Origin of the sequence: Echinicola vietnamensis DSM 17526, from assembly GCF_000325705.1 — a bacterium.
Taxonomy (GTDB): domain Bacteria; phylum Bacteroidota; class Bacteroidia; order Cytophagales; family Cyclobacteriaceae; genus Echinicola; species Echinicola vietnamensis.
This window is the reverse complement of the sequence record NC_019904.1, coordinates 2,661,561-2,684,026: the sequence shown is the minus strand read 5'-3', so window position 1 is coordinate 2,684,026 and position 22,466 is coordinate 2,661,561. Positions and strand designations below refer to the sequence as shown.

Genomic DNA, 22,466 nt, shown 5'->3' with positions numbered 1-22,466 from the left:
TTAAAACTTTTTTATGCTCATCTCCCTACCTCCTATATCGTCGACGGCTATCCTGATCAGGTAAAATTCCTCGGGCAAATAGTCCTGGATATTTTCTGCCCATTCAAGCCAGCAATAACTTCCACTGTAAATATATTCATCCACCCCAATCTCCAACGCCTCGTCTTGCTCCTTTATTCGATAGAAATCAAAATGGTAGAAGGTTTCCCCTTGATCATTTAGATATTCATTGACGATAGAAAATGAAGGGCTGCTCACCACATCTCCCACACCAAATTCCTTTGCGACGGCCTTTATCAATGTGGTCTTGCCAGCTCCCATTTCTCCTTGAAAGACCCACACCGGCAAGTCCCTACAGTACGAGATGATCTCCTTTGCCACTTCTGGCAATGTTGCTATAGTTCCACACTTGATTGTTTTCAACCTTCTTTTTCTACTTTAGTTTAGGTGATAAATGCATGATCGGAACAATCATTTCTTCCAAAGAAACCCCTCCGTGCTGGAAAGTATCCCTGTAGTAATTTACATAATAGTTGTAATTGTTCGGATATGCAAAGAAATAATCTTCTACTGCAAAAACATAACTGGTGGAAACATTAAATCTCGGAAGCTTGATATCCTCAGGTTTTCCGATCTCAAATACTTTTCCGGATTCAAAATTAAGGTTTTTGCCCTGCTTATACCTTAAATTCGTGGTAACTTTTCGATCTCCAATGATTTTATAGGGGCGGTTTACCTTTTTGGTGCCGTGATCTGTCGTCACGATGACCTCACACCCCGCTTCACTCACTTTCTTAAACAGTTCAAACAACGAACTGTGCAAAAACCAACTTTCCGTGATCGATCGGTAGGCGGATTCATCAGGGGCCAATTCACGGATCATCTTCATGTCTGTACGGGCGTGTGACATCATGTCCACAAAATTATACACCAGCACATTAAGGTCATTGTTCATCAGGTTAGGAAATTGCTCCAAAACAGATTTCCCTTGATTGGCCTGAAGGATTTTATGGTAACTAAACTTACTCTGTAAACGGTTTTTCTTAAGGTTAATGGCCAAAAAATCTGCCTCATGGCTATTCTTACTTTCATCCGTATCTTCATTTTCCCACAAATCTGGATGAAAACGGGCCATGTCCAAAGGCATCATGCCACTAAACAGGGCATTTCTGGCGTAAGCAGTAGTGGTGGGAAGTATACTGTAATAGGTGTCTTCTGACTTGACATTAAAATAATCACTCAACGCCGGCTCAATGATCTCCCATTGATCCAACCGCAAGTTGTCGATCACGACAAAAAACAACGGCTTTTCAGATGCCTTTAACTCGGGAAAGACCTTCTCCTTCATCACTCGGTGTGACAAAATCGGCTTATCGGCATCCCCATCATTTAACCAGTCCAGGTAATTATCCTTTATAAACCGCGCGAAGTTGGCGTTAGCCTCTGCCTTTTGGGTGTCCAGGACCTCTTGCATGCTCTTGTTTTCGGTCTTGTCAATTTCAAGCTCCCAATAAGTCAGCCTTTTGTAGATGTCCGCCCATTCATTATGGTCGATCGCATCATTATAAGCCATGCTGATCTTAGAAAAATCTTGCTGGTACGAAAGATTGGTCTTTTCGCTGATGAGCTGTTTATTTTGCAATATTTTCTTTACAGAAAGCAAAATCTGGTTTGGATTGATGGGCTTGATGAGGTAATCTGCAATTTTACCACCAATGGCATCATCCATGATGTGTTCTTCCTCACTTTTGGTTATCATGACCACAGGCGTCTGCGGCTTAAGGATTTTCACCTGCTGCAAGGTCTCCAACCCCGTCATTCCGGGCATCATTTCATCCAAAAAAATCACATCGAAGTTGGTACTTTCCACCCTATCAATGGCGTCCACACCACTGTTTACAGTGGTAATTTCATATCCTTTTTGCTCTAAAAACATGATGTGAGGTTTCAATAGGTCAATCTCATCATCTGCCCAGAGTATTTTAAATTTTTGCATCTTATCAGGTTTAAATCTTTTAAATTTATAATTACTTTTGAATTCTATCAACTAATTCTTAGGCAATTGAAAAGCCATAAAATACTTAACGATCCAGTTTACGGTTTCATCACTATTCCCAGTGAGTTGATTTTCACCATCATCGACCATCCTTTTTTTCAAAGGTTACGGAGGATCAAACAACTTGGTTTGACCGATTTGGTCTACCCTGGAGCTTTGCACACCCGATTTCACCATGCCATTGGCGCGATGCACCTTATGAGCATCACCTTGGACAACCTCCGAAACAAAGGTCATGAAATTAGTGACCATGAATACGAGGCTTCACTGATTGCCATTTTGCTCCATGATATAGGCCATGGGCCTTTTTCACATGCGCTGGAATACACCCTGCTGAAGGGAATTCCCCATGAGTCACTTTCGCTGCTCCTTATGGAGTCTTTAAACAACCAATTAAACGGCCAATTGGATCTGGCTTTAAGAATTTTTAAGAATAAATATGAGCGAAAATTCTTCCATCAACTGGTTTCCAGCCAATTGGACATTGACCGCTTGGACTACCTCCAGCGGGATTGTTTTTTCACGGGGGTATCCGAAGGGACCATCGGTGCAGACAGGATCATCAAAATGATGAACATTAAGGATGATCAGATCGTAGTAGAAGAGAAAGGTTTATACAGCATAGAAAACTTCCTCAGTGCTAGGCGTTTGATGTACTGGCAGGTATACCTGCACAAAACAACTGTTAGTGCTGAAAAAATGCTCATAAACCTTATCACCAGGGCCAAAGACCTCCAACAATCAGGGGTCGATGTGGAAGGGTCGCATGCTTTCAGGCATTTGTTGCAGAACAATTATACCCTAAGGGATTTCCAACAGTCCCCTGCGCTACTGGAGACGTTTGCGGACTTGGACGACTTTGATATCTGGGGAGCCATAAAGTATTGGAAAAACCATGACGACTTTGTTCTCAGAAGTATATCTGAAATGTTTTTGACCAGGAACCTTTTTAAGATCAAGCTGAGCAATTTACCTTTCGAGGAAACGCAACTTGAACTTATGAACAAAGAGGTCGCCAAGGGACTTAACCTGCCTGATGAAGCCCTTCCTTATTTTGTTTCATCTGGGTTTATCTCCAATAATGCTTACGTGGCCAAAGAGAAAGTCATGATCCTCACCAAAAAAGGAGAAGTAATCGACGTGGCCCAGGCAGCAGACCTCCCAAACATCAAAGCGATGAGCAAAATTGTAAAAAAGTACTATGCTTGTCGCGCTAAAAATTTAACTTTGCGGTAATATAATTTTAAACTCATGGAATTCACTGTCAGTCAGGTTGCAGCGCTTATAAACGGTACAGTAGAAGGTGACGGTTCCCAAAAAGTCGAACGGATAGATAAAATCCAAGAAGGTAAAAAAGGAGGAATCAGTTTCTTGTCCAACATGAAATACGAACCTCATATCTATGGTACGGCATCCTCTGCCGTCATTGTATCCGAGGATTTTTCCCCTTCCAAACCACTCCAAACCACACTTATCAGGGTAAAGGATCCTTATTCAGGTTTCACCCAATTGCTGGAAGCATATGCTCAGCTCACCAAGCATACCAAAACAGGTGTAGAGGAACCGTCCTTTATGGATAAAACCAGCAAAATGCAAGATGGTGGTTACAGGGGAGCGTTTAGTTATATTGGCAAGAACTGCAGCATCGGACAGCAAGTCAGCATTCATGCCCAGGCTTACATCGGAGATAATGTCAAAATTGGCGACCGTACGATCATTCATCCTGGAGCGAGGATTTACAGTGACACGATCATTGGCAATGACTGTGAAATCCACCCCAATGTGGTCATCGGTGCAGATGGATTTGGTTTTGCCCCGCAGGAAGACAAAAGTTATAAAAACATCCCCCAACTTGGTAATGTCATCCTCGAAGACCATGTCAGCGTAGGTTCTGGCAGCACCATTGACTGTGCCACCATGGGATCCACCCTCATCAAAAAGGGCGTTAAAATAGACAACCTGGTCCAGATCGCCCACAATGTCATCATTGGAGAACATACCGTCATCGCTGCCCAAGCGGGTATTTCCGGCTCTACTGAAATTGGCAAAAACTGTGTGATTGCCGGTCAAGTAGGTATCGTAGGGCATTTAAAAATTGCCGATAACACGACCATTGGGGCTAAAACAGGTGTTTCCAAATCAATTTTGGAATCCGGAAAAACCATTTTTGGATACATGGGCTACGAAATGAAGGAGTTCCTCAAGTCCTATTCTATTTTCAAAAAACTCCCATCTCTGCAAGACAGAGTAAAAGAACTGGAAAAAAAACAATAAATTTGTGGCAAAATCTATGATGCCCAAAAATCATCTTTAATGAAAGTCAAACAGCATACTATTGGAAAACAGGTAACCATTTCGGGCGTAGGTCTACATACCGGAGTGGATGCCAACATGACATTTCTCCCTGCTCCGCCAAACCATGGCTATAAATTTCAACGTATAGATATGGAAGGCGCTCCAATTGTGGATGCCGATGTCGATAACGTAGTGGATGTATCCAGAGGAACCACCATAGAACAGAGCGGCGCTCGGGTCAATACTGTGGAGCACGTCTTGGCAGCATTGGTGGGCTTGGAAATTGACAATGTGCTAATCCAGTTGGATGGGCCTGAGCCTCCTATTATGGACGGCAGCTCCATTCAGTTTATCAATATCCTAGAAGAGGCGGGCTTGAAAGAGCAAAATGCCCTTCGTCGGTTCTTTGAAGTGCCCGAAAGCATCCACTACAGGGATTCCGCAAGGGAAGTGGAAATGGCTGCTTTGCCGTTGGATGATTACAGGGTTACGGTTATGGTGGACTACAATTCTCCCGTTTTGGGAAGTCAGCATGCCTCTATTACGGACATTAGCCAGTTCAAATCGGAAATTGCTTCATGCAGGACATTCTGCTTTCTGCACGAATTGGAGATGCTTTACAAGCAAAACCTTATCCAAGGAGGAGACCTCAATAATGCCATCGTAGTGGTGGACCGTGTGGTAACCGATGAGGAGCTGGACGGGCTGGCTAAAATGTTTAACAAGCCAAAGGTGGAAGTCCGCAAGGAAGGTATACTCAATAACGTAGAACTTCGCTATAAAAACGAACCTGCAAGGCATAAACTACTGGACGTCGTAGGGGACTTGGCCTTGGTTGGTCGTCCGCTGAAGGGGCAGATTTTAGCGGCCAGACCTGGCCATGCCGCCAATGTGGCATTCGCCAAAAAGCTCAAGCGAGCCATGGAAAAAGTAGGGCCTAGTCATATCCCCCACTACGATCCAAAACTACCGCCCGTATTGGACATTAATCAAATCGGAAACATCCTTCCACACCGCTATCCTTTTCAGTTATTGGATAAAATCATTTATCTTGACGAGACAGTAGTGGCTGGTGTAAAGAATGTCACGATCAATGAGCCCTTTTTTATGGGGCATTTCCCAAACAATCCTGTAATGCCAGGAGTATTACAAGTGGAAGCCATGGCGCAAACTGGCGGAATTCTTGTACTCAGTACCGTGGATGACCCTGAAAACTATTGGACCTATTTCTTAGGCATCGAAAGCTGTAAGTTTAGAAAAATGGTCCTTCCGGGAGACACGTTGGTTTTTAAATGTGAGTTATTGTCCCCTATCAGAAGAGGGATTGCCAAAATGAAAGGTGAAGCCTATGTGGGCAACACATTGGTTTGCGAAGCCGTTATGACTGCCAGTATAGTAAGAAAAGAAGCATGATAAGTAAGCTATCACAAATACATGAAAAAACGCAAATCGGTGAGGATGTTTCCATCGACCCTTTTTCGGTCATTCATGAAAATGTAGAAATTGGAAAAGGAACCTGGATTGGCTCCAATGTCACCATTTATCCAGGGACCAAAATTGGTGAAAACTGTAAAATATTCCCTGGTGCGGTCATTGCCGGTGTACCTCAGGACCTTAAATTCCAAGGGGAAACCTCTACCGTAGAAATTGGAAATAACACCACTATCCGGGAGTGCGTTACCATCAGCCGCGGCACCATTGACAAAAGAATCACCAAAGTGGGCAGTAACTGCCTGCTCATGGCCTATGTGCACATTGCCCATGACTGCATCGTAGGTGACAATGTCATCATTGCCAATGCCGTACAGGTGGCCGGACACGTAGCCATTGACGATTGGGCCATCATCGGCGGATCAAGTGCCATTCACCAATTCGTAAAGATCGGTATGCATGCCATGGTTTCTGGTGGATCGCTGGTCCGAAAGGATGTCCCTCCATTTACCAAAGCCGCCCGCGAACCACTAAGCTATGCAGGCGTAAACTCCCTTGGGCTGCGAAGAAGAGGGTTCAGCAGCGAATCGATCAGTCATATCCAGGAAGTGTACCGTTACCTGTTCTTGAATAGTCTTAACAATAGCCGGGCACTTGAGGAAATAGAAGTAAACCTCCCTGCCACTAAGGAAAGGGACGAAATCGTCAACTTCATCAGGTCTTCTGAAAGGGGCGTGATGAAAGGTTATATCAATTGATAAATGCTCGATATCAGGTTAAGCAATGCGGCAAAGAGGTTCCAGTATGATTGGATTTTTAGAGACCTCGACCTGCATATAAACCCAACCGACAAAATCGCCATCACTGGCAGCAATGGTTCCGGCAAGTCCACTTTTCTAAAATGCCTTGCCGGAATCAATCCTTTTACAGAAGGAAAAGCAGAATACACACTCCAGCAACAACACATCTCTGACAATGAGATTTACCGCCATTTGGCCATCTCCGCTCCCTACATGGAGCTTCCGGAAGAATTTTCGCTAATCGAATTGCTGCACTTCCATTTTAATTTTAAAAAGCCCTATCAAGGGATGCCCTTAGTGGAAATGATCAAAGCCATGTACCTGGAAGATGCTAAAGACAAACAAGTCTCCTATTTCTCATCAGGAATGAAACAGCGCCTTAAATTAGGGCTTTGTTTCTTTGCCGAGACGCCTCTACTCTTGCTGGATGAACCGACCTCAAACCTCGACCAAAGGGGAAGCAATTGGTATCGGGCACTTGTTCAATCGTATGGCCAGGACCGCACCATCCTTGTGGCATCAAATGATCCCAAAGAATATGAATTTTGTTCCAAGCATCTTTCCATTGAGGATTATAAGGTCAAAAAGGCTCGCTGATTTTTAATAAATCTGATTATATTTAGCATTACGCGAATTGCTCACCAAACCGCATTATATGACAAGACTACACCATACTATTTTTGCGCTAATTTCTTTCACGCTGTTGTTCTCCTGTGGTGGAGATGAGGACCCCACTCCTGCCAAATCCAAAGAACAAGTGGCCTTGGAAAAGCTAACAGCAGATGGAACCCAAGCATGGGTATTGGGTACCGACGGATTTGTCACCCACAAGGGCCAAGACAAATCCAGTGATTTTGCGGACTTTGAGATCATCTTTTCCCATTCAGGAGGCAATCAAGCCTATACCTCAGCCAACAGCAACTTGTTGTTCGATGAAAGTGGCACCTGGGCTTTTGAAGGGGATAATTTCACTAAAATTTCTCTAAGCGGAACACAACCGGCAGCAGGACAGGAAATTGCCTTTTCAGGGCAGGGCAACAAGCTCCGACTAGAATTTAATGTTCCCACTCCTACGAATGGGCGTGTAACCGCCTTGGCCGGGGACTATGTATTTATGCTTGAGAAAAAATAATATTCCTTATGAAAAAATGGTTGATACTGGCCCTGATCCTTTCCTGCTGCACCTTTAACAGTTTTGCACAATCACCAAACAGCGTGAAATTGGTTAATGCAGTGCAAGAGTTCACCCAACTGATGATCCATCCAGATGAAGCTCAGCTAAAGAAAATCACGCATAAAAAACTATCTTATGGCCATTCCAGTGGGCATCAGGAGGACCAAGCCTCGTTTATCGCTTCATTGATGACGGGAAAATCGGATTTCGTCTCCATTAACCTAAACGAACAAACTTACAATGTCGTCGATGATATCGGGATTGTCAGGCATATCCTGGTAGCCGAAACCAATGACAATGGAACCCCTGGAAAGGTTCGAATTGGCGTTTTGATGATTTGGCGGGACGTCGGCGAATCCTGGAAGCTCTTGGCCCGTCAGGCCTATAAAGTCCCTCAGTGATAAACGCCCTGTTTATTTTAAGGTCACCAGTGTTACACCGGCACCTCCGCGGTCGGCATGTTCGTCCTCAAATCGGCCCACAGACGGCATGGAACGCAGTAGGTTTCGCGTAATTTCCCGCAAAATCCCGTCACCCTTGCCATGAACAATGCGAAGGTCTTTGACCCCGAGCATGTGTCCCTCATCCACGAAATTCTGGACAATCGGCAAGATCTCCTCTCCCCTTTTTCCTCTTAGGTCCAGATTAGGCGAAAAATCCTGCATTTTGGAGGTCGTATCATAAGTGCTCCTCGCAGCGATCGTTTTCTTTTCCTTCTTCATTGCCGTCCTCGAGACTTTCTCCAATCGGTTTAGCTTTACATTGGATTTTAGGTCGCCGATACTGATCTCTACATCCTTATTCCGAACGGCCAAAACTTCCGCTACGGCCCCATTATCCTTTAATCGTACGTAATCTCCTACCTCGATAGCCCCTCCCACTACTTTTACTTCTTCTGTCGCTTTTGGCTTAATGGACTGATGAGGTTTCACGGTATCCTTATGCCGCTCGAGGTCTTTTCGAAGCTTCTTGGTAGCTTCTTTTTCTGCTTTGTTTTCCTTAATGGACCGAATGGTTTCCTCTATTTTTTGATTGGCTCCGTCAAGGATGGCCTTGGCTTCCCTCTTGGCCTGTTGGATCAATTCCTTCTTGTTGCTTTCTACGGTTTCTTTGAGCGAGTTGTATTCTTTAAGGCGCTGCGTCAGAAGCCTTTCCTTTCGTTGGGATTCGAGCACCAGCTGCTCATACTTGTTCTTTTCAGACTCCAGCTTGTTGAGCAGTTTGTCGTAGCGGACACGCTCATCGCCAATTTGTTCCTTGGCATAACTGATGATGTCTTTATGAATACCGATTTTGGTAGCAATTTCGAGCGCAAAAGAACTTCCGGGTTTACCGATATCCAACTGGTACATCGGCTCCAGTTTATCGATGTCAAAGCGCATTGCACCATTGGTCATGCCTTGGTTCTTCGCTGCAATTTGTTTCAAGTTGCCATAATGGGTCGTCACGATCCCATAGGCTCCAGACTTATTCAGTGCCAGCAAAATGGATTCAGCAATAGCTCCACCAAACTGCGGCTCCGTTCCGGTTCCAAATTCATCAATAAAAAAGATGGTTTGCTTATCCGCAAACTGCGTAAAGTACTTCATGCTCATCAGGTGCGAGCTATACGTACTCAGGTCATTTTCAATATTCTGTTCGTCACCTATATCAATGAAGAAATGGTGGAATACGGTACATTTTGAATGTGGATCCATCGGCACCAAGAGACCACATTGGAGCATGTACTGCACCAAGGACACGGTCTTCAGCGTTACTGATTTACCGCCTGCATTGGGCCCTGAAATCACCAATAAGCGGCTGTTATGATCCAAGTGAATGTTCAGCGGAACAATTGGCCTCTGCTGCTGCTTCAGTGCATGCTCCAAGACAGGATGCCGGGCATTATACCACTCGATGACTTTTGCCTTTTGAAGGGTCGGCTTGTGGGCATCCATCTTCAGCGCCAACCGCGCTTTGGCCCGGATAAAGTCCACCATGCCCAAAAACTTATAGGCACTTCTCAAGGCAGGAATAAAAGGTCTTAGCGTATCGGTGAGTTGCATCAGGATTTTCTGCACCTCCCTCCGTTCCATGTACTCCAGCTCCTTCAGTTCATTATTGATATCCAGCACCTCCGCAGGCTCCAAGAAGACCGTTTGCCCAGTAGCGGATTCATCATGGACAAAGCCTTTGATCTTCCGTTTATTCTCTGCCAGCACGGGCATTACCATACGGCCTCCACGAATGGTAATGGAGGCATCATCGGGTGTCAGCCTTTTTGCCTTGGCCTCTCTAAAAATCCTATCAAGGACCTTTCTTAGCCTATTTTCTTCGTAAATAATTTGTCCTCGGATCAGTCCCAGTTCCCGGGTGGCATTATCCTTGATTTTACCTTTATCGTTCAGTACCCGTTCGATCGCCCGTAGGAGGGTATTGTCCAAGTCCACCATTCCGATCAATTGGAACAATTGGGGGTATTCGGTTTCATTTCTCCTAAAAAAATCCACACAATCCTTCAGCGTAATCAATGAAAGCTTGATCTCGTGAAAATCATCCTCGTACAAAAACGTCCCCTCGATTTTCGCCTTTTCCAGATAGGGATAGATATTCAGGTAGTTAGAGGAGGGAAAAAGCTCCCCAGAAACCAAAATCTGGCGAAATTCCTCGGTTTGGTCCAGCAGTTTGTTCAGGAGGTTTATGTCATTGGAAAAGCCGACCTTTTCCACCATGGCTGTTCCAAGCGCGCTGGTACACTCTTCTCTGATCCACTCCTTTATTTTATCGAAATTAACCTTGGATTCAAGATTATCCGGATATTGCATATAATTCGAATTGGTTATGGGAGTTCTACGCAGTGGCCAATGTCTTCGGGTATATCAGGATTTGGCCGCTGGTTATAAAAAACGCCCTACTATACTATTTTACGACAGAAGGCCTCGGTAAGCTTTCTGCATACTTCATCAGTCCTCTTCTTGCCCGATCTTTTCTTTGACATTCAGGGAATCGATAACTCTGCCATAGAGTTCCTTCATTTTTTCTGTGTCCCTTAAATAGAACTCCAGGCTCTTGGTGTATGTCGTATCGGTCACCTGATGCTTCTCAAAAACCCTACTTTCAAAAAGCGGGTACAGCTTTTTGGAAGAATCATAAGAAACGGGTAAAGAGCTGGCCATGCCTTCGGCCATGTGGATATCAACCATCACCCCCACCATCTCATCTTCTGACAGCAAGTACGGTGGGGCCTTGTCATCACCACATGAAATGACCCCTATTACGAAAACGAAGAAGAATATTGTCTTTTTCACAATCCAAAATTAGCCATTTCCGTTGAAATTTAGGTAATATGTTAGCCTTTACTCGTTTTATTATTCAAAGGAGTCCATTAAATTTAGGCCTTCGGAATAAAACCGCCCATGAATCAACTGCTGAAAAAACTCAGGAAATACGAAATAATGATCCGGAAAGTGGCCAACAACCACCTCCAAGGGGATTATCAATCTATATTTAAAGGCGCAGGCCTGGAATTCGATGACCTGAGGCCTTACCAGTATGGGGACGATGTGCGTACGATCGAGTGGAAAGTTTCCGCCAAAGGGCATGGGGCTTTTGTAAAGACCTTCCGGGAAGACAAAGACCAATCGGTTTATTTTCTGCTGGATATCTCAGGTTCCCAAGACATAGGGGATGAACGCAGGAAAAAAATTGACCTGGGCAAAGAAATTGCCGGGGTCTTGACCTTGGCAGCAATTCACGAAGGCAGTCAAGTAGGCTTGATTTCCTTTTCTGACCAAAAGGAAAAAATCATCCTTCCTGGCAAAGGCCCAAAGCAAGGTGTCAAGGTCATCAGGGGGATTTTTAGCCATGACAATAAATCGCTGAAGACAAATCTCAACGAAATGTTTTCCTTTGCACTAAACTTGATCAAAAAAAGGAGTATCATCATCGTTATTTCCGACTTTATCGATGAAAATTATCAGCGTTCGTTAAAGGCAATGGGAGAAAAACACGACGTGGTGGCCATTCAAGTTACTGACCCACGGGAATCGGCTTTGCCAGCCTTGGGAATCATCCCTGTTTTTGACAAAGAAGAAGGCAAAACCACTTGGGTCAACACCGCTTTTGGAAGCTTTTCACGAAAAATCGCCGAAACTTTTTCGGAAGAGCGGGACACACTAAAAGAACTATGCAAAAAAAATCAAATCAATTACCTCCCAATAGACACCCGTGAGGACATCGTTCTTCCTCTGATAGAATTGTTTAGGTATAGAAATAAATCCATGAAGCGTGGGTAAGATCAAGGTATTCATCTTAAGTTATTTAATTGTCATTATCAACCTTTCCCTTCCAGTCCAAGGGCTGGCGCAAGAGCCGTCCCAAAGGCTGCACGTGGAGGGGTATTTCATGCAGGATTCCGCCAAGCTTGGTGAACGGGTTGGCTATGTGCTGAAGGCTGAGTATCCTTCTGAAATGAACATCGTATTTCCCGACTCCACTTTTCAGTACAGGGACTTTTCATTTCTGGAAAAGCATACCTTCACCTCCTATACCCCTGACAGTGTCACGTTGGACAGTGCCATATATTTCCTCTCCAATTTTTCGCTAGACTCGGTAAAAACCTATGCATTGCCGGTATTTGAAATCCTTAAGTATGACAGCATCGTCCATTATGCTCCGCAAGATGAGTTGGCTCTGCGGTTTACGATTGACCCGATGCCGGAGGAATTGACGTTTAAAGACAACGACAAGTACATGCCTGTCGAAAAAGATTTTAATTACCCGTACTTGTTGATTTTTATGGGAATCGTCCTTGCGCTGGCCTTAGCGGTGCTTCTTTTATTTGGTAAAAAAATCAGAAAAGGATGGGCTGCAGGACGACTGAAAAAACAACACAGTACTTTCCTCAAGAAGTGGGATGCTTCCATCCAGTCTCTTCAATCTGAGCCATCGCTGCAAACGGCCGAGGAAACCCTGTGGCTATGGAGGGATTATATGGAGCAGCTGACGGGCAAACCTTACAAGGAATGGACGGCCACTGAAATCGCGGAATACCTCGCCCAACCGGAGCTGGTGATGGATTTCAGAAAGATCGAAATCATCATTTATGCCAATCGCCCTGCAGAAGATATCCAGGCTACAGGCAATAAGCTAAAAGCTGTCTGTGTGAACATGTACAACCAAAAAGTAAAAGAGATCCATGAGCGCAAATAGTATCATAGAATGGTTTTCATGGAGCTGGTTTTTGCCGGAAACCTTCCGCTCATACGAATGGAAAAATCCGTGGGTGCTACACCTATTATGGATCGTTCCGCTGATCTTATTGATCAGGAAGTTTACCAAACTTCTCAAAAATCCTTCCTTGGAGCTGTCTTTGCCTGGCAGCGTTTCCAGCAGTAATCCTTGGACCTATTTACGTTTGGTCCCCACTCTTTTCTTTATGCTGGCCTTGGGCATGGTGATCATCGCCTTGGCGCGTCCACAGCGCTCCAATGAAAAAGTGGAGCAGTCCACGGAAGGTATCGACATCATGTTGGTGCTGGACATCTCAGAATCCATGGATCTCCAAGACTTCGAGCCCAATAGACTGGAAGCTGCCAAATCCACTGCCATAGATTTCATAAATGGTCGCTTTGGTGATCGGATCGGCATGGTAATCTTTGCCGGAGAGGCTTTTTCATTGGCCCCGTTGACCACTGATTACGAGCTGCTCACCGATCTTATCGACGACATTTCTTTTGACATGATGGACGCCAAAGGCACGGCAATCGGCAGTGCTGTAGCCACCGCTACCAACCGCATGCGGGAATCAGACTCCAAATCCAAAGTGATGGTGCTCCTCAGTGACGGAGACAACAACGCAGGGAACGTGGATCCTACATTTGCAGCCGAACTGGCTGAGGCCATGGACATTAAGATCTATACCATCGCCGTGGGTAAAGACGGCATGGTTCCATATGGCACGGATTTCTTTGGAAGACCACAAATGGTAGAATCTTACCTGAATGAGACCACTTTGAGGGATTTGGCCAGGATCGGAAAGGGACAGTTTTTTCGGGCTTCGGATGACAAGGCCTTGGAAAACATCTTTGAGCAGATTGATCAATTGGAAAAAGCCGAAATCCTGGAATCAAGGTACAAGGAAACCCAAGACTATTACAGGCCTTATCTTTTCTTGGGCATTTTCTTCTTCTTTATCTGGCTGGGACTAAAAAGCTCTTTCATGAACAACTTCTTATTGGATTAGCAGGCGTGGTCAAATTGTCCATTTACTGGACTGTAAAACCGTCTTATCAAGCCTAACCGCCTGGTCCAAGTCTCAAGACTTGGACCAAAACTGAAAAAGTCTCCAGACTTTTACGAGACCTATTGTTTGCGCCGCCTATCCCTAAAAACCAGCATAATCACCGACATACCAAACATCAACTTGGCCATTCTTGAATAAAATCCATCAGTCAACAAGTCGTCCAAAAACACCATATACAGCACGCTGGCAAATAGTATCCCCAGTAAAATAATATCTTCAATCTGAGCTTTTTTCATACCACTTTAATTTTGCAGCTAATTGAGCCTCAAACCTTGAATATGCCTTAACCTATCTACGCCACGTACAGGTATTGCGAGCTGATCTGCCACACCTCCAGACAAACATTGCTTTGTCGATACTTTACCTCGACTTTTCCCAAACCATGGCCAAAACGATAAACAGCACTGGACTTAATAACACAAAAGCAACCGTTCTTCCAGTTAACCACTCATAATGAAGTGACAGCATTGCAAGGTTGATCAATACCCCGCAAATTACCAAAAGCACTATTTCCTTTCCTTGACTCATTCCTAATGGCTAATCTGTATTTCCTTCATTGACAATACTTTGAATCAAGCCGATAGATGAAAACACCATTCCTACAGAGTTTGACACTGCTGTAATGAGCTTTACTTCACCCATATAATACCCGTACCAACCCACTCCAATGAGCAGCAAAGCCAATCCCAGAATAATTACCCGTATGATTTGTTCCCCGCCCATGAGCCCTTTGGTCATATGCAACCCAGAACCGTTGGCATCAAGAAAATCAACACCGCCGGGAAACCCATCACTAACCTGCGCAGTCCATTAAAAAAATAGGAAAGACATATTCCTCCTCCTGCCATACTCATCAAAAAGGTCATCTCACCATTCAAAAAATCAGCTTTATGTTCAAATGCTAGATAAACCAAATAAACACTTGCCAAAAAACTAAAAAGGACTTTCACTATCTTTACCAATAACCCCATAACAATCAACATTTTAGAACTACAATATAAAGACCTCATCCTTTCCATAACAGGGTAAAAAATGACAAAAAGCCCAGTAAAACCACTTGATGGGCTGATGTATGGCCGTGGAACTGTGGGATTGTGTGACTGTATTATGTGGAGGATCCTCCCTCTCACCAACAGCGTTGATCCAAGTCTGAAGACTTGGACCATGACTCAAAAAAGTCTTTGGACTTTTTAACCTAAATATATTCAATACGCTTCTAGCAACCTCTCCACCTTCACCGTCCCCTGAAAACGCTTGACCAATTTACCGTCAGTGCCATATAAGAAAATCTCCGGAACACTGCCCACATCATAGTAAACCGCCACCTCCATATCCCTATCTTGGAACCAATGGATGTTTTTACAGCCTTCCAGTTCCATCCTTTTGGCAAAGTCCCCTATCACATTACCCGCTTCGCTCGACACCAATAGCAATTGGATTTCGCCAAATTCTTCCTTCCTGTCCCTAATGGCCTGAATTTCCTTTTCGCACAGGTGGCAGGTAGAATTAAAATAGATCAAGATAACCGGTCGATCATAGGGCAGCTCGTCGGTGGTAAACTTTTCCCCGCCAGGCTTATAAAGCGTAAACGCTGGAAACTGTCTGATCCTTTCTGCTACGCCATTTTTCTCCATTACCCTATCCATGATCAGGTACCCCATTATCCCAAGAAAGGCAATTACCAAAAAAAGCACCATAAACTTCAGCTTTTTCCTCATATCAGGACATGTTCAGGGTGATAAAAACGACAAACACCACCCAGCAAAACAGTGCCGTCCCATAAGATACCAAGACAATGTTGGAACTCCTCGGCATGCTCAGTTCCAGCTCCTCCTTTACCAAATACACCAATACGAACACATAGACCAGCTCAAACGCATTCACCAACTGGAGTGGATAATTGAAAACAGGATTAATATTTTCTAAATCGAACAAGTTGAGTAAGGACAAGGGATAAAATGTGGCAAACTCCTGATAGCTGAGGTCATAAGCCGATACGAACACCAGCTTTACCAGTCCTGCGATCACAAAAACCACTTCCGCATATACCGCAATACCAAAAAGCGTCCCCAGCCTTACCTCCTTGTGCCGATCGGTAAAGAACAGCCCTGCATACAACACTACTGCCACCAAAAAACATTTAACTGTAAACATCAGAAAGGCAAACAGCGCACTGAACCTGTTCCAATACAGCATCTCGTCGATGGCCGCCTGGACTTCCTTAAATGACAGTTCAAGCGCATCCTCATTTAGCATTTCGTTCAGCAGCATCCCCTCAAAATCAATCAACAAAAGTGTTGCTACATATAAAGCCAATGAATAGCCCAATAAAATCAAAAATGGTTTCATACTGATAATTCTAACTTCAATATCTTTTAGATTAACTAATCTCCGGAGATGTCAGACCGAGCGGAGTGAAGTACAGGGTCATACCATTTGGCTCTGTTTAGGGTGACTATTCCCTCCCCTCGCTTAACTAAATGACTTTGACTCTAATTCTCGCGGATTTCGCAACTTTTTTCATCCAGTTTAGAACAATAAGGACTTTAACAACTAAAAAAAACAGACTGTGTCACCACCAAATAGGTAATCATCTGAAAGAAAATTCCCCAATAATACCAGAGACAAGAAAGTCAAAACAAGATTAATATTGATATGATATATCCTTTTACGATCACAAGAAATAGCAACGGAGTACATGGCATCATAAAATCACCACTAATCATTCTCATGTACCTAAAGGAGTATTTTTTTATCAACAAATCCTCAAGTCAACACTTAAAGAGGAGTTATTGACGCTGTCTGACGCTTTTTAATTCTCGAAAGAAAAAGCCCAAACAAATTATTCCTAGAATTAAATTGGAGCGAAATAAAATTTCTCCATTTGGAATATCGTCCATATGCAAATAACCAAGATAAAACAGGTATCCTGCTGCGAAAAGGTTAATGAACAGTTTTATGATTTTAATTGTAAAGCTTATATACACTTTCATAGATTTAACATATTTACTCTAACATTATTGATAACCAAACATCAGAATTACAGTTATACACGATTGATTTTCAATTGTTTTACTAAAGATAAAATTCCCCACTACGATACTATTTTCTAAAAACAGAACATCGTAGTGAGAAAAATCCAGTTATTATTCAGTTGCCATTGAGCGACATTAAAGCTTACCAGTAATCAAAACATCCACCAGCAGCTGCAGCAGCTGTTATCCCAAGCGTTGCAGCCCACTGTTGCCCTACTGCAGCTAGAAATGCAACACCTCCTAATCGAGAGCATGTTCTATTTGAATAATTATCCCCTCCTTTAATTTCAGACATTTTTTGAATGGAAATAGATTTCATAATTTTAAGTTTTAAGTTGATTTTAGATATAAATTAAGTATTCTCACATGCATACCATAGGCTACTTCCACTCTGCATAAAAGGCATATGACTAGCCAAAAACAGTGGAATTGCGAAAAAACACCTAGCATTTCCTCCCCCCCTAACACTCTCCATTCTCTCAAAACTTAGCTCTTTCATAATTTACAAAATTTAATGTAAAACATTGATTTATTGATAAACCCAATTTATACCCACTTCACTGTAATTTCCTTGCAGTCAGAGATTTTTTTCTAGGAAACAGTAACTTCTTTGCTCTTTGCAGTAACTGATTTCTTGCCCCAGCGTCAAACGCAAATCGTCCAGTAGGTTATAAACCATTCTTTCTTTTATGCCCAGCTTTCGGGCCAGTTCTCCAGGTCTTCCCGTTTTCTTTTTTTCGATCAGCTCTATAAGGAGCTTTGTTCTTTCGTAGTATTTCAGTCCTCCCATGGTGCCGTTATTTAATGGTTTCGCTGATGATCTGTTGGTAGGCTTTTGCATATTCGTTATTTCCCCGAACGAGTGCTTCATGGGCTCCCTCTCCGGTAATGCTTCCCTGTTTGAGGATCAGTATCCTGTCCGCTTGCTTTGCCAGCCCTACCCAGTGGGTGACCAGCACTACCCCCATCCCGTGGCCGTACATGACTCTTTTCAGCAGCAGCAATAGCTACCGCTCCGTATCGAAATCCATCGCCGAAGTGGCTTCGTCCAGTACCAGGAACTTCGGCTGTTTGTAGAGTGCCCTGGAAATGGCCACCAGCTGCCGCTGGCCTCCACTGAGGTTTCTGCCATTTTCTCCACACAGGGTCATCACCCCTTGATCAAACTGCCCAAAAAACCTTTCCAGCCCACTCTGGTTTAAAAACTCCCCGCAACGTCGCCATTCTTCCACATCATGGCTCAGGCAGATATTGTCCAGTATCGTGGTGTTAAATATCTTTTCGGTCTGGGATACCACCGCCACCTGCTTCCTCCAGTGCTCCATAAGCCATGAATCCATCGGCTTGTCCCCAATTTTAAGGCATCCCTTCTCAGGCATATAAAACCCCTGTAGCAGGTTGACCAGCGTGGTTTTCCCTGAACCTACCTGGCCAAAAAGGGCCAACATTTCGCCCTGTCCCAGGGAGAAATTTATATTGTTTAAAATCGCTTTTTGTCCCGGGAACCTAAAAGATACCTCTTCCAGGGTCAATTGGTGGTCACTTTTAGTAGAATGTTTTTCTTTGGATCCAAAATCTTTCCCTGGATTTTCCTTTTCCAGGGATGCTATTTCGTACAGCCTGTCAAAAGCCACCTTAGCTTCCTGAAGTTGGATATTGGCGATGATCAGGGAAGCTGCGCCGGGAATGATGCCTCCCCCTACTGTCAGCACCGCCATCAGTTCACCGAGTAACAGGTGTCCCTCTAGGATCATCCATACACCAAGTGCAAACATCAGGCTCAGGAATACCGCCGATACCAGTTGGGTAAAGAAGCCGAACCTATTCGCCACAATGGCCAAATCATAGCTTTTTCCTTGGTACAGTTCGTAGACCATATTGATCCGCTCTTTAAACACCTCTTCCTTGCTATAAGACCTCACCGTATGGATTCCCGTCAGCGATTCGAGGTATTGGGCCTCATTTTGGCTATGTGCCTGCATTACTTCTTTTTGGAACGTTAGGATAGGTTTATGAAAGCGAATCCCCACTACTGTAAAGAAAACCAGGCCAACAAGACAGACCAATCCAATGGGCCAGGAGAGGTGAAAAATATATCCCATGGAAACAAGCACCACCAATACATTGATGGCGACATTCCCGGTCAGCAGGGCTACCGTCTTCCGGATCCGCATGGAGTCATTCATCCGTGCCACCAGATCTCCCGTACTGTAACCGTTCAGGACTGGGATCGGCAGGCGGATGATCTTTTGGACAAAGGATTTTACTAGCCGAATATTAAGTTCCTTTCCCTGCCTGGCCATAAAAACCCCTTGTATATACCCCAACAAAGCCCTTAACCCTAGCAGCAGAGCCAAAGCAGCAAATCCTATTGCGATCTTTTCCGTTTCCATATTGGGCAAAAAATCGTCGATCAGCTTTTGCGAAAAAATAGCGGTGGACAATCCTGCCAGAGCCATCAGTATCCCCAAGGTCATGGCAACCGTAAGAATAGGAATATCCTCCTTAATCAATTCCTTAAACCACCTCCATCGGTTTCTTTTGTCTATCTTATGGGTTTGGAAGTTCGCTCCAGGGACGATCTTCAGCAAGGCCTTGGATTGCCATATCGCCTCCAGCTCATTTTCCGGATACATCAAAATCCCCTTGGCAGGATCACCCAGCACAAAACGGTCCTCCAATAATCCATAACTGATCACAAAATGCTCTTGCTTTCCATCCATCACCACATGGAGTATCACCGGCTCGGAAAGTCCCTTAAGGCTATCCACATCCGCCTCAAAGCCTTTCGCTTCAAAGCCAATTTTCTCGGCTGCTTGTAAAAGTCCCAGCATAGTGGTTCCATTGATCGTGGTACCACTGGATTCCCGCAGCTTCTCTTGGGAGATACTTCCCTCATAGTATGCTGAAAGGGAGCTCAGACATGCCAGTCCACAGGAGTACTCCCCCAGCTGTTGGACATGGATTTTCCGTAGTTCATTAATAGTTCTTTTCATTGTCATCTTGGGTTTAAAAAAAATCTTTTATTCATCTTTTAACAGGTCAATTAACCTGTTGATACTTTCTCTTTTATCTTGATCTACCTGCCCAAGGAAAGCCCTGATATTTGAACGATACAGGTGAAGGTTTCGGAATAGGGTATCCAGTTTACCCAAGAGCCGTCGGAAACTATCTTTGCGAATATTTCCCTTGAGCCCCAAACCGCACTTCACTACCCTGGCTGGTCCCAATATGGCGACAGGGGATAAACAAGCATGGGCACCTCATTAACAATACACTCTTTGATGGAATTGATCCCGCCGTGGTTGATCATCACATCCACTTCCTTCAGGAGGCTGTGCTGCTCTACCTTATCAAAAACTGACACGTTGCCAGGCAAAGGATCCAACTTATGGACATCAAAATGTTTACCCACATTCAGTATAAAATGGAGTTGGGTATTTTCTTGGGCACCTTTAAGTACCTTATTAAAAAACACCTCACAATCCCGCTGAAATTCTCTGGTCACTGTACCCAGTGAGCAGTAAACCAACTTCTTTTTCTCTGCTTTTTTTTGATTAATAATGCTTACAAGACGAGGTTCTTGGATAACCTTATCTGCAGGACAGGGCAGCTCATCCAAATAAAACACATCATATATTTCGCTATAAATCCACCAAATCAAAGGATTTGGGATAGGTAGCCACTGTTGACATCCCTTTTATTCCCCAGCCCAATGCCCTATTGCGATCAAATGCATACCGACGCTGGGTAAAAGTTTTCAGCATGATATTTAGATCTGTCTGCCCCAGACTCAAAATGTAACCGATGGAATTTTGTATATCCCGCTTCATCCTGTTCAGTCTCCATAAAGCCGATATCCCAATGGATGAAATCACTCCCTTACCGGGAACATGGGAGGATTGGAAGGGTGGAGATTTTGAATGCTTAAAGGGAAGCATAGCTGTAGCCACCTGATTTACTTCCAATCCGCTAAAATGGTAAAATATTGCCTTGGATATATAATGAATATCAAGCAATACTTGCTTACAATTTTCTTCCCTAAAAGCCTTTTTGTACGTTTCTTTCGTTTTTAGCATATAGTCTCTTGCAACTTTATCTCTTCCTTTGTAGAGATTGTCAAGAAAAAACCTAAGTGCTCCTTTTTGCTTTCTTTCGGATTTAGCGGGGATTAATAACATCGGAGCCACCACGTAGCGGGCAAATCCTTCCTGTCTCACTTTACCTTCATATTCTTGACTGATCAAAAATACAGGGCGAAATCCCTGACTTAGCAGCCACTTGGCAAGATTAAGAAAAGCATTTATATGCCCCATAGCAGGGAAAGGATCTAGAAAAATAGACTTTTCCTCCCCGTTGTTTACCCTCTTATTTATATTTTTTGCCTCAAAAATGCTTTTACCATCATCCATATCTAAAAATTTTTCACACCTATTTACTTCAAATAATTCTGCAAAATAAAAATCTTCTACCACCAAAAACAGAGTAAAAAACAACTAAAAAATCCATAAAACCACCTATTTGGCTCGTATAGGATGGCAGGGTTGTTGAGTTATGGAACCGTAGAACGGTAAAGCGGCCGGGTTAAAGAAGTCTAAGATGGGGCAATTGGCAATCTATCCGCATTCGGTCCACGTCTTTAGACGTGGACCCCTAACTGAAAAAAGTCTCCAGACTTTTACCTAGACTTACTCACTGCATACCACAACAGCCTTATGCCAAAAATTACCAAGATGACCCTGCGATCACAAAAACCACTTCCGCATATACCGCAATACCAAAAAGCGTCCCCAGCCTTACCTCCTTGTGCCGATCGGTAAAGAACAGTCCTGCATAGAGCACCACGGCCACCAAAAAACATTTAACTGTAAACATCAGAAAGGCAAACAGCGCACTGAACCTGTTCCAATACAGCATCTCGTCGATGGCCGCCTGGACTTCCTTAAATGACAGTTCAAGCGCATCCTCATTTAGCATTTCGTTCAGCAGTATCCCCTCAAAGTCGATCAGCAATAGCGTGGCGAGATATAGCGCCAAGGAATAGCCCAGTAAGATCAAGAATGGTTTCATAAGAAATAAACAGAACTGGTTATTAAACATGTATTCAACAACCGCTTGACCCCAAAGTTTTATTATAGAGATCCACTTAACTGTATCGCTTCAAATTTTACAAAAACTTACCAATGCCAAATCCTCAGGAATTATCTACTTCGGATTTCCTCTTTTTCATATAGACAACCACTTCCCTAGCATAGGCAAAAGCAATGAAACCCCAAACTACATAGACGAGGATATCAAATCCTGGTATCTTCCCTCCCACCGCCATCCTGGAAAAGACTGTACCCACCAGGATACAAGGATAACTAAAACTCATCTTTAGAAAGTGGGTAGT

General features: G+C 43.8%; 27 protein-coding genes. 10 read left to right on the top strand and 17 right to left on the bottom strand.

Annotated features, from left to right (window positions below; translation table 11 throughout):
- Window positions 1-423 (bottom strand): bifunctional tRNA (adenosine(37)-N6)-threonylcarbamoyltransferase complex ATPase subunit type 1 TsaE/phosphotransferase, encoded by a 423-nt coding sequence (locus tag ECHVI_RS11040; RefSeq protein WP_015266071.1) that lies wholly within the window; start codon window positions 421-423, stop codon window positions 1-3.
- 10 nt (window positions 424-433) lie between these two features.
- Complete coding sequence (porX, locus tag ECHVI_RS11035) at window positions 434-1,996, bottom strand: T9SS response regulator signal transducer PorX (RefSeq protein WP_015266070.1); 1,563 nt, start codon at window positions 1,994-1,996, stop codon at window positions 434-436.
- A 66-nt stretch (window positions 1,997-2,062) separates the two neighbouring features.
- On the opposite strand from porX, the gene ECHVI_RS11030 reads away from it, so the two are divergent.
- Genes ECHVI_RS11030 through ECHVI_RS11000 form a run of 7 tightly spaced genes read left to right on the top strand, consistent with a single transcriptional unit; the run spans window position 2,063 to window position 8,157 of the window.
- Entirely contained in the window at window positions 2,063-3,292 is a 1,230-nt protein-coding gene (locus ECHVI_RS11030; RefSeq protein WP_015266069.1) for an HD domain-containing protein, read from the top strand.
- A gap of 15 nt (window positions 3,293-3,307) precedes the next feature.
- Window positions 3,308-4,330, top strand: coding sequence for a UDP-3-O-(3-hydroxymyristoyl)glucosamine N-acyltransferase (gene lpxD, locus ECHVI_RS11025; RefSeq protein WP_015266068.1), 1,023 nt, complete (start codon window positions 3,308-3,310; stop codon window positions 4,328-4,330).
- 39 nt (window positions 4,331-4,369) lie between these two features.
- Window positions 4,370-5,764, top strand: a complete 1,395-nt coding sequence (locus tag ECHVI_RS11020; protein ID WP_015266067.1) for a bifunctional UDP-3-O-[3-hydroxymyristoyl] N-acetylglucosamine deacetylase/3-hydroxyacyl-ACP dehydratase — start codon at window positions 4,370-4,372, stop codon at window positions 5,762-5,764.
- Entirely contained in the window at window positions 5,761-6,540 is a 780-nt protein-coding gene (lpxA, locus tag ECHVI_RS11015; protein ID WP_015266066.1) for an acyl-ACP--UDP-N-acetylglucosamine O-acyltransferase, read from the top strand. Before ECHVI_RS11020 ends, lpxA begins: the two co-directional genes overlap by 4 nt.
- A 3-nt stretch (window positions 6,541-6,543) precedes the next feature.
- Window positions 6,544-7,179, top strand: a complete 636-nt coding sequence (locus ECHVI_RS11010) for an ABC transporter ATP-binding protein (protein ID WP_015266065.1) — start codon at window positions 6,544-6,546, stop codon at window positions 7,177-7,179.
- 58 nt (window positions 7,180-7,237) lie between these two features.
- Window positions 7,238-7,714: a hypothetical protein gene (locus ECHVI_RS11005; protein WP_015266064.1), complete on the top strand. Its 477-nt coding sequence runs from the start codon at window positions 7,238-7,240 to the stop codon at window positions 7,712-7,714.
- 8 nt (window positions 7,715-7,722) lie between these two features.
- Window positions 7,723-8,157, top strand: coding sequence for a nuclear transport factor 2 family protein (locus ECHVI_RS11000; RefSeq protein WP_015266063.1), 435 nt, complete (start codon window positions 7,723-7,725; stop codon window positions 8,155-8,157).
- A 12-nt stretch (window positions 8,158-8,169) separates the two neighbouring features.
- Here the strand turns inward: ECHVI_RS11000 and ECHVI_RS10995 are convergent, their stop codons facing one another.
- Complete coding sequence (locus ECHVI_RS10995) at window positions 8,170-10,560, bottom strand: endonuclease MutS2 (protein WP_015266062.1); 2,391 nt, start codon at window positions 10,558-10,560, stop codon at window positions 8,170-8,172.
- A 138-nt stretch (window positions 10,561-10,698) separates the two neighbouring features.
- Complete coding sequence (locus tag ECHVI_RS10990) at window positions 10,699-11,043, bottom strand: DUF4296 domain-containing protein (protein WP_015266061.1); 345 nt, start codon at window positions 11,041-11,043, stop codon at window positions 10,699-10,701.
- Window positions 11,044-11,151: 108 nt separating this feature from the next.
- Here ECHVI_RS10990 and ECHVI_RS10985 point away from each other — a divergent pair, with 108 nt between their 5' ends.
- From ECHVI_RS10985 to ECHVI_RS10975, 3 genes are read left to right on the top strand one after another with little or no spacing between them, the layout of a single operon-like run.
- A complete protein-coding gene (locus ECHVI_RS10985) occupies window positions 11,152-12,030 on the top strand; it encodes a DUF58 domain-containing protein (RefSeq protein ID WP_015266060.1) in 879 nt (292 codons plus the stop codon).
- A complete protein-coding gene (locus ECHVI_RS10980; RefSeq protein WP_015266059.1) occupies window positions 12,023-12,946 on the top strand; it encodes a hypothetical protein in 924 nt (307 codons plus the stop codon). Before ECHVI_RS10985 ends, ECHVI_RS10980 begins: the two co-directional genes overlap by 8 nt.
- Window positions 12,933-13,979, top strand: coding sequence for a vWA domain-containing protein (locus ECHVI_RS10975; protein ID WP_015266058.1), 1,047 nt, complete (start codon window positions 12,933-12,935; stop codon window positions 13,977-13,979). Before ECHVI_RS10980 ends, ECHVI_RS10975 begins: the two co-directional genes overlap by 14 nt.
- Before the next feature lie 119 nt (window positions 13,980-14,098).
- On the opposite strand, the gene ECHVI_RS23655 is transcribed toward ECHVI_RS10975, so the two are convergent.
- From ECHVI_RS23655 to ECHVI_RS10925, 13 genes are all read right to left on the bottom strand, one after another.
- The gene (locus tag ECHVI_RS23655) at window positions 14,099-14,275 is read right to left on the bottom strand and encodes a hypothetical protein (protein ID WP_015266057.1); all 177 of its coding nucleotides are present in this window, start codon (window positions 14,273-14,275) and stop codon (window positions 14,099-14,101) included.
- Between the two features lie 124 nt (window positions 14,276-14,399).
- Window positions 14,400-14,567, bottom strand: a complete 168-nt coding sequence (locus ECHVI_RS23650; protein ID WP_157501348.1) for a hypothetical protein — start codon at window positions 14,565-14,567, stop codon at window positions 14,400-14,402.
- Between the two features lie 9 nt (window positions 14,568-14,576).
- Complete coding sequence (locus ECHVI_RS10970) at window positions 14,577-14,777, bottom strand: hypothetical protein (protein WP_015266056.1); 201 nt, start codon at window positions 14,775-14,777, stop codon at window positions 14,577-14,579.
- Window positions 14,774-15,010, bottom strand: coding sequence for a hypothetical protein (locus ECHVI_RS10965; protein WP_015266055.1), 237 nt, complete (start codon window positions 15,008-15,010; stop codon window positions 14,774-14,776). The genes ECHVI_RS10970 and ECHVI_RS10965 overlap by 4 nt, the downstream gene beginning before the upstream one ends.
- A gap of 234 nt (window positions 15,011-15,244) precedes the next feature.
- Window positions 15,245-15,757, bottom strand: a complete 513-nt coding sequence (locus ECHVI_RS10960; RefSeq protein WP_041738562.1) for a peroxiredoxin family protein — start codon at window positions 15,755-15,757, stop codon at window positions 15,245-15,247.
- Window position 15,758: 1 nt separating this feature from the next.
- Window positions 15,759-16,388, bottom strand: a complete 630-nt coding sequence (locus ECHVI_RS10955) for a hypothetical protein (RefSeq protein ID WP_015266053.1) — start codon at window positions 16,386-16,388, stop codon at window positions 15,759-15,761.
- 828 nt (window positions 16,389-17,216) lie between these two features.
- Window positions 17,217-17,393, bottom strand: a complete 177-nt coding sequence (locus ECHVI_RS23645; RefSeq protein ID WP_015266051.1) for a hypothetical protein — start codon at window positions 17,391-17,393, stop codon at window positions 17,217-17,219.
- A gap of 258 nt (window positions 17,394-17,651) precedes the next feature.
- Window positions 17,652-17,864, bottom strand: coding sequence for a hypothetical protein (locus tag ECHVI_RS10950; protein ID WP_015266049.1), 213 nt, complete (start codon window positions 17,862-17,864; stop codon window positions 17,652-17,654).
- Window positions 17,865-17,871: 7 nt separating this feature from the next.
- A complete protein-coding gene (locus tag ECHVI_RS24060) occupies window positions 17,872-18,057 on the bottom strand; it encodes a hypothetical protein (protein ID WP_245553482.1) in 186 nt (61 codons plus the stop codon).
- 24 nt (window positions 18,058-18,081) lie between these two features.
- A complete protein-coding gene (locus ECHVI_RS10945; protein ID WP_015266048.1) occupies window positions 18,082-20,070 on the bottom strand; it encodes a peptidase domain-containing ABC transporter in 1,989 nt (662 codons plus the stop codon).
- A gap of 215 nt (window positions 20,071-20,285) precedes the next feature.
- On the bottom strand, window positions 20,286-20,738 hold the full coding sequence (locus ECHVI_RS10935; protein ID WP_157501345.1) for a glycosyltransferase: 453 nt from the start codon (window positions 20,736-20,738) through the stop codon (window positions 20,286-20,288).
- A complete protein-coding gene (locus ECHVI_RS10930) occupies window positions 20,719-21,390 on the bottom strand; it encodes a hypothetical protein (RefSeq protein WP_157501342.1) in 672 nt (223 codons plus the stop codon). Before ECHVI_RS10930 ends, ECHVI_RS10935 begins: the two co-directional genes overlap by 20 nt.
- A gap of 409 nt (window positions 21,391-21,799) precedes the next feature.
- Window positions 21,800-22,144: a hypothetical protein gene (locus tag ECHVI_RS10925; protein WP_015266046.1), complete on the bottom strand. Its 345-nt coding sequence runs from the start codon at window positions 22,142-22,144 to the stop codon at window positions 21,800-21,802.
- Window positions 22,145-22,466 lie beyond the last annotated feature (322 nt).

What these genes read in the sequence shown, in the direction of transcription:
- porX (WP_015266070.1), bottom strand. Translation starts at nt 1,996, where the DNA reads ATGCAAAAATTTAAAATACTCTGGGCAGATGATGAGATTGACCTATTG.
- lpxD (WP_015266068.1), top strand. Translation starts at nt 3,308, where the DNA reads ATGGAATTCACTGTCAGTCAGGTTGCAGCGCTTATAAACGGTACAGTA.
- ECHVI_RS11020 (WP_015266067.1), top strand. Translation starts at nt 4,370, where the DNA reads ATGAAAGTCAAACAGCATACTATTGGAAAACAGGTAACCATTTCGGGC.
- lpxA (WP_015266066.1), top strand. Translation starts at nt 5,761, where the DNA reads ATGATAAGTAAGCTATCACAAATACATGAAAAAACGCAAATCGGTGAG.
- ECHVI_RS11010 (WP_015266065.1), top strand. Translation starts at nt 6,544, where the DNA reads ATGCTCGATATCAGGTTAAGCAATGCGGCAAAGAGGTTCCAGTATGAT.
- ECHVI_RS11005 (WP_015266064.1), top strand. Translation starts at nt 7,238, where the DNA reads ATGACAAGACTACACCATACTATTTTTGCGCTAATTTCTTTCACGCTG.
- ECHVI_RS11000 (WP_015266063.1), top strand. Translation starts at nt 7,723, where the DNA reads ATGAAAAAATGGTTGATACTGGCCCTGATCCTTTCCTGCTGCACCTTT.
- ECHVI_RS10995 (WP_015266062.1), bottom strand. Translation starts at nt 10,560, where the DNA reads ATGCAATATCCGGATAATCTTGAATCCAAGGTTAATTTCGATAAAATA.
- ECHVI_RS10985 (WP_015266060.1), top strand. Translation starts at nt 11,152, where the DNA reads ATGAATCAACTGCTGAAAAAACTCAGGAAATACGAAATAATGATCCGG.
- ECHVI_RS10975 (WP_015266058.1), top strand. Translation starts at nt 12,933, where the DNA reads ATGAGCGCAAATAGTATCATAGAATGGTTTTCATGGAGCTGGTTTTTG.
- ECHVI_RS23655 (WP_015266057.1), bottom strand. Translation starts at nt 14,275, where the DNA reads ATGAAAAAAGCTCAGATTGAAGATATTATTTTACTGGGGATACTATTT.
- ECHVI_RS23650 (WP_157501348.1), bottom strand. Translation starts at nt 14,567, where the DNA reads ATGAGTCAAGGAAAGGAAATAGTGCTTTTGGTAATTTGCGGGGTATTG.
- ECHVI_RS10970 (WP_015266056.1), bottom strand. Translation starts at nt 14,777, where the DNA reads ATGACCAAAGGGCTCATGGGCGGGGAACAAATCATACGGGTAATTATT.
- ECHVI_RS10965 (WP_015266055.1), bottom strand. Translation starts at nt 15,010, where the DNA reads ATGGGGTTATTGGTAAAGATAGTGAAAGTCCTTTTTAGTTTTTTGGCA.
- ECHVI_RS10960 (WP_041738562.1), bottom strand. Translation starts at nt 15,757, where the DNA reads ATGAGGAAAAAGCTGAAGTTTATGGTGCTTTTTTTGGTAATTGCCTTT.
- ECHVI_RS10955 (WP_015266053.1), bottom strand. Translation starts at nt 16,388, where the DNA reads ATGAAACCATTTTTGATTTTATTGGGCTATTCATTGGCTTTATATGTA.
- ECHVI_RS23645 (WP_015266051.1), bottom strand. Translation starts at nt 17,393, where the DNA reads ATGAAATCTATTTCCATTCAAAAAATGTCTGAAATTAAAGGAGGGGAT.
- ECHVI_RS10950 (WP_015266049.1), bottom strand. Translation starts at nt 17,864, where the DNA reads ATGGGAGGACTGAAATACTACGAAAGAACAAAGCTCCTTATAGAGCTG.
- ECHVI_RS24060 (WP_245553482.1), bottom strand. Translation starts at nt 18,057, where the DNA reads ATGTACGGCCACGGGATGGGGGTAGTGCTGGTCACCCACTGGGTAGGG.
- ECHVI_RS10945 (WP_015266048.1), bottom strand. Translation starts at nt 20,070, where the DNA reads ATGAAAAGAACTATTAATGAACTACGGAAAATCCATGTCCAACAGCTG.
- ECHVI_RS10930 (WP_157501342.1), bottom strand. Translation starts at nt 21,390, where the DNA reads ATGGGGCATATAAATGCTTTTCTTAATCTTGCCAAGTGGCTGCTAAGT.
- ECHVI_RS10925 (WP_015266046.1), bottom strand. Translation starts at nt 22,144, where the DNA reads ATGAAACCATTCTTGATCTTACTGGGCTATTCCTTGGCGCTATATCTC.